Below are 13,210 nucleotides of genomic sequence, written 5' to 3' on the forward strand. Positions count from 1 at the left end.
CAGGGATGCCATCCGGAATCAGCAATATCGCTTACCTGGGCGCCAGTGCGCTCTTCATCCTCAGCCTGAGCGGGCTGAGCCACCCCGGCACCGCGCGCCGCGGCAACCTGCTCGGCATCGCCGGCATGGTGATCGCGGTGCTGACCACCGTGCTGGCGGGCAGCCCGGACGGCATCGCCATCATCATCGGCGCGATGCTGGTGGGCGGCATCGCCGGCGCCATGCTGGCCAAGCGCGTGGAAATGACGCAGATGCCGCAGCTGGTGGCGGTGCTGCACAGCTTCGTCGGCCTGGCCGCGGTGCTGGTGGGCTACGCCAACTACCTGGATACCCATGCGCTGACCGGCGCGGAGAAGGCCATCCATGAAGTGGAGACCTACCTTGGCATCCTGATCGGCGCGGTCACGTTCACGGGCTCGATCATCGCCTTCCTGAAGCTGCAGGGCACCATGGGCGGCAAGCCGATGCTGCTGCCCGGGCGGCATGCCTTGAATGCCATCGCGCTGCTGGTTTGCGTGTGGCTGGGCTATGCCTTCCTGAGCGCGCCCGACGCGCAGCAGGGGCTGGTGCCGCTGGCGATCATGACTGGGATCGCGCTGCTGGTCGGCGCGCACCTGGTGCTGGCCATCGGCGGCGCCGACATGCCGGTGGTGGTGTCGATGCTCAACAGCTACTCCGGCTGGGCCGCGGCGGCTACCGGCTTCATGCTCGGCAACGACCTGCTGATCATCACCGGCGCGCTGGTGGGATCGAGCGGCGCCATCCTCAGCTACATCATGTGCAAGGCGATGAACCGCAAGTTCCTGTCGGTGATCCTGGGCGGCTTCGGCGCGGTGCAGGCGCAGGGCGCGGCGACCGAGCAGGGCGAGGTGCTGCCGGTGTCCAGCGAGGAAGTCGGTAACCTGCTCAAGGACGCCAGCGATGTGATCATCGTGCCTGGCTACGGCATGGCCGTGGCGCAGGCCCAGGGCACCATCAGCGAGATCGCGCGGCGGCTGCGGGCGCAGGGGGTCAATGTCCGCTTCGGCATCCATCCGGTGGCGGGCCGCCTGCCCGGGCACATGAACGTGCTGCTGGCCGAGGCGCGCGTGCCGTACGACATCGTGCTGGAGATGGAAGAGATCAACGACGACTTCGAGAAGGCCGACGTGGTGCTGGTGGTGGGCGCCAACGATATCGTCAACCCCGGCGCGCTGGAAGACCCAGGCAGCCCCATTGCCGGCATGCCGGTGCTGGAGGTGTGGAAGGCCCGCACCGTGGTGGTGTCCAAGCGCAGCATGGCGGCGGGCTACGCCGGCGTGGACAACCCGCTGTTCTACAAGGACAACACGCGGATGTGGTTTGGCGACGCCAAGGGCAGTGTCGACGCCTTGCTGCGGCAGTTGGAGGAAGCCCCGGCCTGAGGTGAGCATTCCGGATCCGTTCGCGCTTTGTTCAACCCAGCGTCGCCCCCTGCTCTTGCGGGGCGACGCTGGCTTTTGTTGCTGGTACGGATCGAAGGCATCTGGTCGGGCGCCGGACCATGGACGAGCCGCGATGGAACCCGCGAGGCGATTCATGCCGGTTCAGTCATATATAAATGATCGTGAATAGATACGATAAAAAACTTTAAGACCTGTCAAATTAAGCTTCAGGTAGCATGAATCCACGACTTCATGTGCCGCAATGCCAGGCGCCGGTCTAGATGTGAGAAGGGCAACCCACAAAGCCCTGATGTGCCCGTCGAGGCACAAACAAACGGTACCAGGAGACAAGACAGATGGCGCAATTTGAAGCATCGGCCTCGGCCGGTCACGGCAACGTGAACGGCCGCGGGCTGCAGAACCGTTGGATCCAGCTTGCAATCGGCGTGGTGTGCATGGGGCTGGTGGCGAACTTGCAGTACGGCTGGACCCTCTTCGTGTCACCGATGGACGCCAAGCATCACTGGGGCGCGTCCGCTATCCAGGTGGCATTTTCCATTTTTATCGTGACTGAAACCTGGCTGGTGCCGCTGGAAGGCTGGCTGGTGGACAAGTTCGGCCCGCGCCCGGTGGTGGCGGGCGGGGCCATCTGTGCGGGACTGGCCTGGGTGATGAATTCCTATGCGACCACGCTGCCGGAGCTGTATGCGGCCGCGGTGATTGCCGGCATCGGCGCGGGCGGCGTCTACGGGACCTGCGTCGGCAACGCGCTGAAGTGGTTCCCGGACAAGCGCGGCCTGGCAGCGGGGCTGACGGCGGCGGGTTTCGGTGCCGGCTCGGCCATCACGGTGATCCCCATCGCCAACATGATCCAGAGCTCGGGCTATGAAAAGGCCTTCCTGACCTTCGGCATCCTGCAGGGCGTGTGCATCTTCGTGCTGGCACTGCTGCTGGTGAAGCCCAAGGCGCCCAAGGGCGCGGTGGCGGCCAAGGCGGTGCTGACCAATCCGGTCGAGTTCTCGCCGGGGCAAATGGTGAAGACGCCGGTGTTCTGGCTGATCTACGTCTGCTTCGTGGCCGTGGCAGCGGGCGGGATCATGGCGACGGCCCAGCTCGGGCCCATCGCCAAGGACTTCGGCTTCGCCTCGATGCCGGTGACGATGCTGGGCATGACGCTGCCGCTGCTGACCATGACCTTGTCGATCGACAACTTGTGCAATGGCTTTACGCGGCCCTTGTGCGGCTTCCTGTCGGACCGGTTCGGGCGCGAGAACACCATGTTCGTGATCTTCATCGGCGAAGGTCTGGCGCTGCTCGGGCTGATGCAGATGGGGCACAACCCGTACTGGTTCATGTTCTTCGCGGCGCTGACCTTCCTGTTCTGGGGCGAGATCTTCTCGATCTTCCCGGCCTTGTGCGCCGATACCTTCGGCAGCAAGTTCGCGGCGGCTAATGCGGGCACCCTGTACACGGCGAAGGGCACGGCGGCGATGGTGGTGCCGCTGGCATCGATCCTGTCGGCCTATGGTGGCTGGGGAGCCGTGTTCTCGGTGGCGGCGGTGGTGACGATTGCGGCGGGGATCTCGGCCAAGGTGTTCCTGGCGCCCATGCGCAAGCGCTTTATCACCGGGCATGCCGAGGCAGTGCGCGTGTCCGACGCCGCGTTCCTGGCTGGCATGTCGCCGCGTCAGGGGGAGTAATCCCAGGCTGAAGGATAGGGGAGCCCGGCGAAGTCTGCCGGGCTTCGGAGTGAGGTCAGATCATTTCTATTAGTGGACGCGCTGGTGTTCGCGGAGGACGCCAGTGCGTGGCAACGTGTTCCAGAGGGCCGGAAAGTCGCTGGAATTTTGGTATGTAATATATCTGTATGCGTAATCCAGCTGAGATCGCAGGCTTCGACATGGCCCGGGAATCTGTGCCGATTGCGCATGAATAGCGTCCTTTCAGGAATTGCGCTGACTTAGCCGTAGTTACCTGCAAGATTGCTGCACTGCACCGACGAAACTTGAAGAACTAGTGGAAATTACTCTTGCGTCGTTCTGATATATCACATACCGTATGTCATCAAGAGCAGGGGAAACGATCGGGCGCCGCAAGGCAAACGTGTAGCAACAGTGAAGGGCGAGAAGGCGAGAGAGCCCCCGCCCCGAAAAGAATTCAACGAGGAGACCAAGACATGTCCGAAGTCGTCGCAGCCAAGCGGGTCGGGAGCACCACCGCGGAAGACACCCTGAAATAAGAGAACTCCAACCCCAGTCAATTTGCATAGAAGGAAGCAACCATGGCAGAAGTCGGAAACGAGTTGCAGCGTCACGCCGCGGAAGAACATCAGGCACAAACCGATGGTTTTCATCTGGTTATCGACGCGCTGAAGCTGAATGGCATCGAAAACATCTACGGCCTGCCGGGCATTCCGGTCACCGATCTGGCTCGTCTGGCGCAGGCCAACGGCATGCGCGTCATCAGCTTCCGTCACGAGCAGAACGCAGGCAACGCAGCAGCGATTGCGGGCTTTCTCACGCAAAAGCCGGGCGTCTGCCTGACCGTGTCTGCGCCTGGCTTCCTGAACGGGCTGACGGCGCTGGCGCATGCGACCACCAACTGCTTCCCGATGATCCTGATCAGCGGCTCGAGCGAGCGCGAGATCGTCGATTTGCAGCAGGGTGACTACGAAGAGATGGACCAGCTGGCCATCGCCCGTCCGCACGCCAAGGCTGCCTTCCGCGTGCTGCACGCTGAAGACATTGGTGTCGGGATCGCACGTGCCATTCGTGCCGCCGTGTCGGGCCGTCCGGGCGGTGTGTACCTGGACCTGCCGGCCAAGCTGCTGGGCCAGTCGATGGAAGCCGAGAAGGGCCGCAAGTCGCTGATCAAGGTGGTGGATCCGGCCCCGCGCCAACTGCCTGCACCGGACTCGGTCGACCGTGCCGTCGCGCTGCTGAAGAGCGCCAAGCGCCCGCTGATCCTGCTGGGCAAGGGTGCCGCGTACGCACGCGCCGAAGCGGATATCCGCACGCTGGTCGAGAAGACGGGCATTCCGTACCTGCCGATGTCGATGGCCAAGGGCCTGCTGCCCGATACGCACCCGCAATCGGCCTCGGCCGCACGCTCGTATGTGCTGGCTGAAGCTGACGTGGTGTTGCTGGTCGGCGCCCGCCTGAATTGGCTGCTGTCGCACGGCAAGGGCAAGACCTGGGGCAAGCCGAAGCAGTTCATCCAGATCGACATCGCGGCGACCGAGATGGACAGCAACGTCGCCATCGCCGCGCCGGTAGTGGGTGACATTGGTTCGTGCGTGTCGGCGATCCTCGATAAGGTCGGCGATGACTTTGCCAAGCCGGGCGCCGAGTGGCTGAACGCGGTGGCCGACCGCAGGGACACGAACCTGGCGAAGATGGCCGAGACCCTGGCCAAGTCCAAGGATGTCTCGCCGATGAACTTCCACGGCGCGTTGGGCGTGCTGAAGGATGTCGTCAAGGCCAATCCGGGCATCTCGTTTGTCAACGAAGGCGCCAACACGCTGGACTACGCCCGTGCGGTGATCGACATGTACGAGCCGCGCAAGCGCCTGGACGTGGGCACCTGGGGCGTGATGGGCGTGGGCATGGGCTACGCGGTCGCCGCGGCGGTCGAGACCAACAAGCCGGTGCTGGCGCTGTGCGGTGACAGTGCGTTCGGTTTCTCTGGCATGGAAGTCGAGACGATCTGCCGTTACAACCTGCCGGTCTGCATCGTCATTTTCAACAACAACGGCGTCTACAAGGGCATCGACGTGAATCCGACCGGCGGCAAGGATCCGGCGGTCACGACATTCGTCCCGGGCGCCCGCTACGACAAGATGATGGAAGCGTTCGGTGGCGTCGGTCACAACGTCACCACGCCGGCGGAACTCGAAGCTGCGGTGAACGAAGCCCTGCGCTCGGGCAAGCCCACGCTGGTCAACGCTGTCATCGATCCGGCTGCTGGCACCGAAAGCGGTCGTCTGACCAATCTGAATCCGCAAAGCTCGGCCAAGAAGTAATTCACCCGAATTTCACCCCTCTGATCCAATAGGAGAACGAAAGTGAACCTCCCGCTCAACGGCATCAAGATCATCGACTTCACGCACGTCCAGGCCGGGCCCGCCTGCACGCAGCTTCTCGCTTGGTTCGGCGCCGACGTGATCAAGGTCGAGCGCCCCGGTTCCGGCGATGTCACGCGCACCCAGCTGCGCGACATCCCGGATGTCGATGCGCTGTACTTCACCATGCTCAACTCCAACAAGCGCAGCCTGACGCTGGATACCAAGAAGCCGGAAGGCAAGAAGATCCTGGAGCAGCTGATCCGCGAATCGGACGTGCTAGTCGAGAACTTCGGCCCGGGCGCGCTGGACCGCATGGGCTTCTCGTGGGAGCGCATCAACGAACTGAACCCCAAGATGATCGTGGCTTCGGTCAAGGGCTTCAGCGACGGCCACCACTATGAAGACCTGAAGGTCTATGAGAACGTGGCCCAGTGCGCCGGCGGCGCGGCTTCGACCACTGGTTTTTGGGACGGCCCGCCGACGGTATCCGCCGCGGCGCTGGGCGATTCCAACACCGGCATGCACCTGGCCATCGGCATCCTGACCGCGCTGATCGGCCGCGACAAGACCGGCAAGGGCCAGAAGGTGGCGGTGTCGATGCAGGATGCGGTGCTGAACCTGTGCCGCGTCAAGCTGCGCGACCAGCAGCGCCTGGACCGCCTGGGCTACCTGGAAGAGTACCCGCAGTATCCGCATGGCAGCTTCAGCGACGTGGTGCCGCGCGGCGGCAACGCGGGCGGCGGCGGCCAGCCGGGCTGGGTGCTGAAGTGCAAGGGCTGGGAGACCGACCCCAACGCCTATATCTACTTCACCATCCAGGGCCATGCCTGGGAGCCGATCTGCAAGGCGCTGGGCAAGCCGGAATGGATTTCAGATCCCAACTACGCCACCGCCAAGGCACGCCAGCCGCATATCTTCGATATCTTCAACACCATCGAGGAATGGCTGGCCGACAAGACCAAGTACGAGGCCGTGGACATCCTGCGCAAGTTCGACATCCCGTGCTCGCCGGTGCTGTCGATGAAGGAAATCGCCGATGATCCGTCGCTGCGCGCCAGCGGCAGCATCACCGAGGTGCCGCACAAGGAGCGCGGCACCTACCTGACGGTGGGCAGCCCGATCAAGTTCTCCGACATGAAGCCGGAAATCACGGGGTCGCCGCTGCTGGGCGAGCATAGCGATGAAGTGCTGGCCGGCCTGGGCTACGGTGCGGACGACATCAAGCGCCTGCGCGAGTCCCAGGTGATCTGACGCTGCCCGCCGGCACTTGTGCCGGAGCGTACGCCGGGGTCTCGCGCATAGCGGGCCCCGGCGTTTTTGCTTGCAGCTTGGCCATGAGGCACGCTACCTTGATGGCCATGACAGGCCGGCGCCGACCGGCCCTGGTAATAACGAGGGAATCCCCATGACAGACCAGATCGACTACGCGCAACTGGTGTCCGCCATCGGCGACGCCATCATCATCTCCGATGCCAAGGGCGCCATCACGCTATGGAACCCCGCGGCCGAGCGCATGTTCGGCTTTACCCAGGCCGAGGCCATGGGCCAGTCGCTCGACCTGATCATCCCGGAGCGCCTGCGTGGGCGGCACTGGGAGGGCTATGACAAGACCATGGCGACGGGCATCACACGCTACGGCCACGACCTGCTCAAGGTGCCCGCAGTCGACAAGGACGGCAAGTCCATGTCAATCGCCTTCACCGTGGCGCTGCTCAAGGATGACGCGGGCGCCATCACCGGCATCGTCGCCGTGATCCGCGACGAGACCGTGCGCTTCCAGGAGGAGCGGGCGCTGAAGAAGCGGCTGGTGGAACTGGAAAACCAGGTCAAGGAACAGGCCTGAGGCGCGTGCCTTCCCCGTGATCCCGGGCCAGCCGCTCAGCGCGGCGGCCCGGTGGCCAGGCCCTGTCCTGGCCGTTTCCTGTTAGCGCGGCGGCCTGGCCAGGACGGCCGCGCAGGTCTCGTTTGTCCCCCGAGTTTTCCCGAATAGGTGGCCGGCGTGCGCTTCCAGCGCCGCTTTGGCGTGGCCGATTCTGGTTTTTACGGTACCAGATTCGTTGACGGAGTACCGAATGCCTCCTACATTGGGAGTCCTGACAAAAACAGATCCGAGGAGACAACATGACCCGTCAAGCTTCGGCCGCTGCGGTGGTCCACGGCGGCGCAACGGTGGGCCAGCTTTATGCGGCCGCGCTGCGCGCCCGGCCCGGCGTGCCCGCCATCGTCGGCGACGACACCACGCTGAGCTATGAGGCGCTCGCGCAGCAGTGCGCGCGCGTCGCGCGGCTGTTTGCCGCCCGCGGGCTGGCGCGCCAGGATGCCGTGGCCTTCCTGGTGGGCAACCGCGCCGAAGCGGTCGCCGCCATCATCGCCGCGCAGCTGGCCGGGCTGAAGAACGTGTCGCTGCATCCGATGGCATCGGAAGCGGATCACGCCTTCGTGCTGCAGGATGCCGGGGTGCGGGCGCTGGTGGTGGACAACGCCCGCTTCACCGAGCGGGCGCGCGTGCTGGCGGCCGGCGCCGGCCTGCAGGTCCTGCCGCTGGACGATGGCGAGTTCGGGCCTGGCCTGGCCAGTGCGGCGGCTGCGTTCGATGGCTCGCCCGTGGTCCCGGGCGACGACCCCACGGAAATCAGCCGGCTGGCCTATACCGGCGGCACCACCGGCCGTTCCAAGGGCATCCTGCATACGCACCGGACCACGGTAACGGTGCTGCAGTACATGCTGGCCAGCTACGAATGGCCGGAGCAGATCCGCTACCTGGTGACCACGCCGATCTCGCACGCGTCCGGCAGCCTGTTCCTGCCGACGCTGCTGCGTGGCGGCACCATTTACCTGTGCGACAAGTTCAGTCCCGCCGATTTCCTGCGCCGCGTGGCCGAACAACGGATCAACCTGACCTTCCTGGTTCCCACGCAGATCTATGGCCTGCTCGATTGCGACGGGCTGGACGCGGCCGACCTGTCCAGCCTGGAACTGGTGCTCTACGGCGCGGCGCCGATCGCGCCGGTGCGCCTCGCTGACGCGCTGCGCCGCATCGGCCCGGTGTTTGGGCAGGTGTACGGCCAGGCGGAAGTGCCGATGTGCATCAGCTACCTGAGCCAGCGCGACCACGATCCGGACAACCCCGAGCGCCTGCGCTCGTGCGGCAAGGTGATCCCGGGCAACCAGGTCAAGCTGCTCGACCCCGACCTGCGTGAAGTCGCGCCGGGCGAGGTGGGCGAGCTGTGCGTGCGCGGTCCGCTGGTGATGGAGGGCTACCTGAACCGGCCCGAGGAAGACGCCAAGGTCTTTGCCGGCGACTGGCTGCATACCGGCGACATGGCCCGTTGCGACAGCGAGGGATTCCTGTACATCGTCGACCGCGCCAAGGACATGATCATCAGCGGCGGCTTCAACGTGTACCCGAGCGAGGTGGAGCATTGCCTGGCGCTGCACCCGGCCATCGCCATGTCCGCGGTGATCGGCATCCCCGACCCCAAGTGGGGCGAAGCGGTCATCGCCGTGGTGGTGACGCGGCCCGGTGGCACGCTCACCGAGGCCGACGTGATCGGCCACGTAACGCAGCACAAGGGCGTGGTCAACGCGCCCAAGCAGGTCGTGTTCGTGGATGAGTTGCCGCTGACCGCGCTGGGCAAGATCGACCGCAAGGCCATCCGCGGCTGCTACTGGGGAGGCCAGGAGCGGCAGGTGGCCTGAGTGCGCTCACCGCATGCCGCACGGTCCCGCAAGCGGGCCGGCGGCCTGCTCGGACCAACAATCATGGAGGAGGCCACCATGGCAATCCGCTTGCGTTTCAACGCAATCCGGCCGACCCGCGCGCCGGCGCGCGGCTAAGAGGTGCCGGCGCCGGCTTCGGGCCGGCACAGCAGGCCGTTCAGGATGATCTCGTAGAACTCGCTGAAGGCATCGCCCATCTTCAGGCCGGTTTCCTTCAGGAACTGCTGGTTGCGCAGCCGGTACGCGGCGCCCAGGATCGCTTCGGAAACCAGCCGCGGATTGTGCTGCGCCATCAGCCCTTGCCGCATGCCTGCGTCCAACAGGCTTTCCAGCCCGCGCACGCGCGCCAGTTGGTAGTCGTCGAATACCGCCCGGCCGCTGTCGATCGCATCCAGGTCCGCAAGCGCCGCCTTGCTCAGTCCCGATGTGTGGAGCGCGGCATGCAGGTAGGCGGACACTGCCCGCGCCGCATCGCTTTCGCGGTGCGCCGCGGCAAAGCCCCTTTCCAGGTTGTCAGCAAGCACGTCGCGGCAGATGCCGACGAACAGCGCTTCCTTGGTCGGCGCGATTTCGTACAGGCGCCGCCGCGAGCAGCGCATGCGTTGGGCAATCTCGCCGATGGTCAGCGACGACACGCCTTCGGTGCTCAGCAGCCGGGTCAGTTCGTGGGCAAATTCTTCGTCGGTGCGTCGGGTCGGCATGAAACGGGTGGCAAGCCGGGCAAGCGCCGGGCGCGTGAGTGTTGATGCCGAATCTTACGACGACTGCGCGGTGCGCAGGCATGGTGACCTCGCCTGAGGGACATGCGGGCCAGGCAAAAAAGCGAGGCCGCTCGCGCGCCTCGCCGTGAACTGACCGGCCCCCTCAGTTGAGATGACCGACCGCGCGCAGGTATTCGTTCTTCTTCTCGAAGATCAGCGCGCTCAGAAAGGCGGCGTCATAGGCGGCCAGCAGGTGCGCGTGGTGTTCTTCGATATAGCGGGCCACGCGCGCCTTCTCGCATTCGATGCCGCACAGCCATTCATACATCTCGGCGTCCCAGCGGAAGCGCAGGCCCAACTCGATAAACGCGGCGTTGTAGGCGGCGAGCTGGGTGTCGCGCGGAATGGGTTGGTTATCGGTGCCGACCGTGACGGCAGCTTGGCGGCTTTCCTGTTGGACCTGGTTCATGCTCGTCTCCTGAAATGCGCGGTAGCGGTTGGGTTGAGACAAGCATAGGGACCCGGAATGATTTACGATAATTAAAGTTTCATAGCAAAACCATAATCAATCGTTTATGCATTCTGGCTGATCAAACCTTCCACGCCGGTGATGCGCTGGATCAGTGCCGCGCCGTCTTCCATCAGGAACTGCTTGAAAGCGAGCGCTACCGGCGGCAGCCGCTTGTTCTTGCGGTGCACCACGTACCAGTTGAGCATGACCGGGAAGCCCTCGATGTCCAGCACCGCGAGCTTGCCGGCCTGCAGCTCCAGCCCCACCGTATGCGCCGACAGGAAGGCGATGCCCATGTTGGCGATCACCGCCTGCTTGATGGTCTCCGTGCTTTTGATCTCCATCGCAATGCGCATATTGGACAGCTTTCCAGCAAAGCCTTCCTGCATCGAATTCCAGGTATCCGAGCCTTTCTCGCGTGAAACGAAGGCTTCGTCAGTCAGCGCCGCCAGCGGGATATTGCGCTGGCCCACCAGCGGGTGGGTGGGCGCAGCCACGATGACATAGGGGTGCGGGGCGAAGACCTCGTTGATGGTGTCCATGCCTTCGGGCGGACGCACCATCACCGCCAGGTCGGTCAGGTTGCCGGCCAGCTGGTGCAGCAATTCCTCGCGGTTATGCACGGCAAGGTTCAGCGTCACGCCTTCATGGCGGTTCATGAACTCGGCCAGCAGGCGCGGAAAGAAATAGTCGCCGGCGCTGATCACCGCCACGTTGAGCCGGCCGCCGGAGATGCCCTTGAGCTGGGACATGGCGTCTTCGGCCTCGCGGAACTGCTGGATGATGCTGCGGCTGTAATGCAGCATCTCATGGCCAGCCGGGGTCAGGTAGATCTTCTTGCCCAACTGCTCGAACAGGGGCAGCCCCACATGGTGCTCCAGCTGCCGCACCTGGGTCGATACCGCGGGCTGGGTCAGGTGCAGTTCCTCGGCAGCGCGTGAAAAGCTCATATGGCGGGCAACGGTCTCAAAGACCTTCAGTTGCCGCAGCGTGGCGTTCCTCATCCTCGTCCCGTGCGATATATAAGCGATTGACTATATAAACGATAAAAAACTTTATGCAGTGCTGATCTTAGATTCAAGTAGCATCAATCGTCGGATTGGCATGCCCCCCGAATCCGGCCCTCCGGCTTGCGCCAGGAGTCCGCCAATGGCCACAAGCATGGCCGATAACAACGATGGCTGCCTACAGCCACGACAAAAAAACACAAGGAGACTACCGTGACCGGACTGAACGCAATGGTGCGTGCAACGCGACACCCCGCCATGCCTGAAGACAGGCTCCGTCTCAGCCACGCCGGTGCAGGGCAGGGGGGCAGGTCATGAATATCTCGCTCCCCCAACTGAAGGCCTTCGCCGCGGTAGCGCGGCACAAGAGCTTTACGCGTGCCTCGGTTGAACTGGGCCTGACGCAATCCGCGGTCAGCCGCAGCGTGCGTGAGCTGGAAGATGAGATCGACCAGCGCCTGTTCGACCGTACCACGCGCCAGGTGGAACTGACTGATGCCGGCCAGCACCTGTCGCAGCGCATCTGCCACCTGATCGAAGAGGTGGAGCAGACCTTGCGCGACAGCCAGAGCGCCAGCCGTCCGTGCCAGGGCCTGGTGCAGATCGCCTCGGATCCGGTGCTCAGCTCGATGTCGGTGCCGACGTGGCTGGCCGGCTGCCGGCAAGCGTGGCCGGCGATTGCCATTCACCTGAAGGACCGCTCGCAGGAGTCGGTGCTGCAAAGCGTGCGCAGCGGCGAGGTGGACTTCGGCATTGCCACCGATCCGCAGCCAAGCGATGACCTCTATTGTGAACCGCTGTGCGTCGATGCCTACCATGCCGTCCTGCCCGCCCAGCATCCGCTGGCCATGCGCGAAGCGGTAGGGTGGGGCGACCTGAGCGATGCCCGCGTGCTGGCCCTGGACCAGCAGTGCGGCATGCAGCCCGCGGTGGAGAAGGCGCTCAGCAGCTATCACGTGCGTGCGGGCTCGCTGCAGTTGCTTGGGCACTTTGCGGCGGTGTTCGGCATGGTGGCGCTGGGCCTCGGGATCGGCGTGGTGCCGTCGCGTGCCCAGGTTGGCGGCATGAATCCGGCGGCAGTGATGCGGCCGCTGCGTCCGCAGGTGACTTCCACGGTGATGCTGGTTCGGCGCAAGAGCCGTTCGCTCAAGCCCAATGCCGCAGCAATCTGGGATGCCTTGCGTGGCCAGGAGTATCAGGAGCCACCGGTGGCGCGTCGTGAAACGACCACGGTGTGAGGCCATCGGCTCTTCTGGGGGCATTGGGGCGGCTTTCGTTGTATTAGTGCAAAACTTCTACTGATATATCACATACAGGATATTTACACATAGTGCAGCGCAGCATATAATGAAAACTCCTGACCACAACGCTATTGGAGTTTTCAAATGGAAGTCGCTCTTCTCTTCGCTCTTGGCCTAGGCCTGATTGCTGCCGGTGTCGGCGTGACCACGCTGCTGGCCACGCGCCTGCCGATGGACGTGCTGGTGACCGCGCAGGAGCATGGTCGCTTCGCCGGCCTGGGCTCGAACCAGGAAAGCGATGGCGTTGGCCGTGCCAGCCCGTCGCGCATCGTGCCCGCTGCCGGTGAACTGGCTTACGCTTAATGCGCGCAGGGGCCATGCGCCTTTCGCGCTGAACAGCGCATCTGGCAAGGGTTGTAGCGGCCGGCATCCCTTGTGGCAGTACCTCGGTTGATTCCTGACCTGCGGCATTCGCCGCGAGCCAGGGCAGGGTTCCGCGCGAACCTGCGGCCGCCACCACCTTCCTCCCGATCGCTGCTAGCGATCGCCCCGCGCAACCCTTGT

Annotated in this window: 11 protein-coding genes; 8 read left to right on the forward strand and 3 right to left on the reverse strand. The window is 64.3% G+C overall.

Annotated features, from left to right (window positions below; translation table 11 throughout):
* Positions 1-5 precede the first annotated feature (5 nt).
* From pntB to AC3WL8_RS08170, 6 genes are all read left to right on the forward strand, one after another.
* Positions 6-1,403, forward strand: coding sequence for a Re/Si-specific NAD(P)(+) transhydrogenase subunit beta (pntB, locus tag AC3WL8_RS08145; protein WP_013953333.1), 1,398 nt, complete (start codon positions 6-8; stop codon positions 1,401-1,403).
* Between the two features lie 356 nt (positions 1,404-1,759).
* Complete coding sequence (oxlT, locus tag AC3WL8_RS08150; RefSeq protein WP_013953332.1) at positions 1,760-3,103, forward strand: oxalate/formate MFS antiporter; 1,344 nt, start codon at positions 1,760-1,762, stop codon at positions 3,101-3,103.
* A 581-nt stretch (positions 3,104-3,684) separates the two neighbouring features.
* The gene (gene oxc / locus AC3WL8_RS08155; RefSeq protein WP_013953331.1) at positions 3,685-5,424 is read left to right on the forward strand and encodes an oxalyl-CoA decarboxylase; all 1,740 of its coding nucleotides are present in this window, start codon (positions 3,685-3,687) and stop codon (positions 5,422-5,424) included.
* A gap of 42 nt (positions 5,425-5,466) precedes the next feature.
* Positions 5,467-6,717, forward strand: a complete 1,251-nt coding sequence (gene frc / locus AC3WL8_RS08160; protein WP_013953330.1) for a formyl-CoA transferase — start codon at positions 5,467-5,469, stop codon at positions 6,715-6,717.
* A 154-nt stretch (positions 6,718-6,871) separates the two neighbouring features.
* The gene (locus AC3WL8_RS08165) at positions 6,872-7,309 is read left to right on the forward strand and encodes a PAS domain-containing protein (protein WP_013953329.1); all 438 of its coding nucleotides are present in this window, start codon (positions 6,872-6,874) and stop codon (positions 7,307-7,309) included.
* 278 nt (positions 7,310-7,587) lie between these two features.
* Positions 7,588-9,165, forward strand: a complete 1,578-nt coding sequence (locus AC3WL8_RS08170; RefSeq protein WP_153953441.1) for an AMP-binding protein — start codon at positions 7,588-7,590, stop codon at positions 9,163-9,165.
* 134 nt (positions 9,166-9,299) lie between these two features.
* Here AC3WL8_RS08170 and AC3WL8_RS08175 read toward each other — a convergent pair whose 3' ends face one another.
* From AC3WL8_RS08175 to AC3WL8_RS08185, 3 genes are all read right to left on the reverse strand, one after another.
* Positions 9,300-9,887, reverse strand: a complete 588-nt coding sequence (locus tag AC3WL8_RS08175; protein ID WP_013953327.1) for a TetR/AcrR family transcriptional regulator — start codon at positions 9,885-9,887, stop codon at positions 9,300-9,302.
* A gap of 163 nt (positions 9,888-10,050) precedes the next feature.
* Complete coding sequence (locus AC3WL8_RS08180) at positions 10,051-10,356, reverse strand: HAD family hydrolase (RefSeq protein WP_013953326.1); 306 nt, start codon at positions 10,354-10,356, stop codon at positions 10,051-10,053.
* A 104-nt stretch (positions 10,357-10,460) separates the two neighbouring features.
* Positions 10,461-11,402: a LysR family transcriptional regulator gene (locus AC3WL8_RS08185; RefSeq protein WP_013953325.1), complete on the reverse strand. Its 942-nt coding sequence runs from the start codon at positions 11,400-11,402 to the stop codon at positions 10,461-10,463.
* A 317-nt stretch (positions 11,403-11,719) separates the two neighbouring features.
* Here AC3WL8_RS08185 and AC3WL8_RS08190 point away from each other — a divergent pair, with 317 nt between their 5' ends.
* A complete protein-coding gene (locus AC3WL8_RS08190; protein ID WP_013953324.1) occupies positions 11,720-12,643 on the forward strand; it encodes a LysR family transcriptional regulator in 924 nt (307 codons plus the stop codon).
* Positions 12,644-12,790: 147 nt separating this feature from the next.
* Entirely contained in the window at positions 12,791-13,009 is a 219-nt protein-coding gene (locus AC3WL8_RS08195; protein ID WP_013953323.1) for a hypothetical protein, read from the forward strand.
* The last annotated feature ends 201 nt before the right edge of the window (positions 13,010-13,210 follow it).

Source organism: Cupriavidus sp. FW305-F7 (assembly GCF_058782875.1).

What these genes read in the sequence shown, in the direction of transcription:
- AC3WL8_RS08170 (WP_153953441.1), top strand. Translation starts at nt 7,588, where the DNA reads ATGACCCGTCAAGCTTCGGCCGCTGCGGTGGTCCACGGCGGCGCAACG.
- oxc (WP_013953331.1), top strand. Translation starts at nt 3,685, where the DNA reads ATGGCAGAAGTCGGAAACGAGTTGCAGCGTCACGCCGCGGAAGAACAT.
- AC3WL8_RS08175 (WP_013953327.1), bottom strand. Translation starts at nt 9,887, where the DNA reads ATGCCGACCCGACGCACCGACGAAGAATTTGCCCACGAACTGACCCGG.
- oxlT (WP_013953332.1), top strand. Translation starts at nt 1,760, where the DNA reads ATGGCGCAATTTGAAGCATCGGCCTCGGCCGGTCACGGCAACGTGAAC.
- pntB (WP_013953333.1), top strand. Translation starts at nt 6, where the DNA reads ATGCCATCCGGAATCAGCAATATCGCTTACCTGGGCGCCAGTGCGCTC.
- AC3WL8_RS08195 (WP_013953323.1), top strand. Translation starts at nt 12,791, where the DNA reads ATGGAAGTCGCTCTTCTCTTCGCTCTTGGCCTAGGCCTGATTGCTGCC.
- AC3WL8_RS08180 (WP_013953326.1), bottom strand. Translation starts at nt 10,356, where the DNA reads ATGAACCAGGTCCAACAGGAAAGCCGCCAAGCTGCCGTCACGGTCGGC.
- AC3WL8_RS08190 (WP_013953324.1), top strand. Translation starts at nt 11,720, where the DNA reads ATGAATATCTCGCTCCCCCAACTGAAGGCCTTCGCCGCGGTAGCGCGG.
- AC3WL8_RS08165 (WP_013953329.1), top strand. Translation starts at nt 6,872, where the DNA reads ATGACAGACCAGATCGACTACGCGCAACTGGTGTCCGCCATCGGCGAC.
- AC3WL8_RS08185 (WP_013953325.1), bottom strand. Translation starts at nt 11,402, where the DNA reads ATGAGGAACGCCACGCTGCGGCAACTGAAGGTCTTTGAGACCGTTGCC.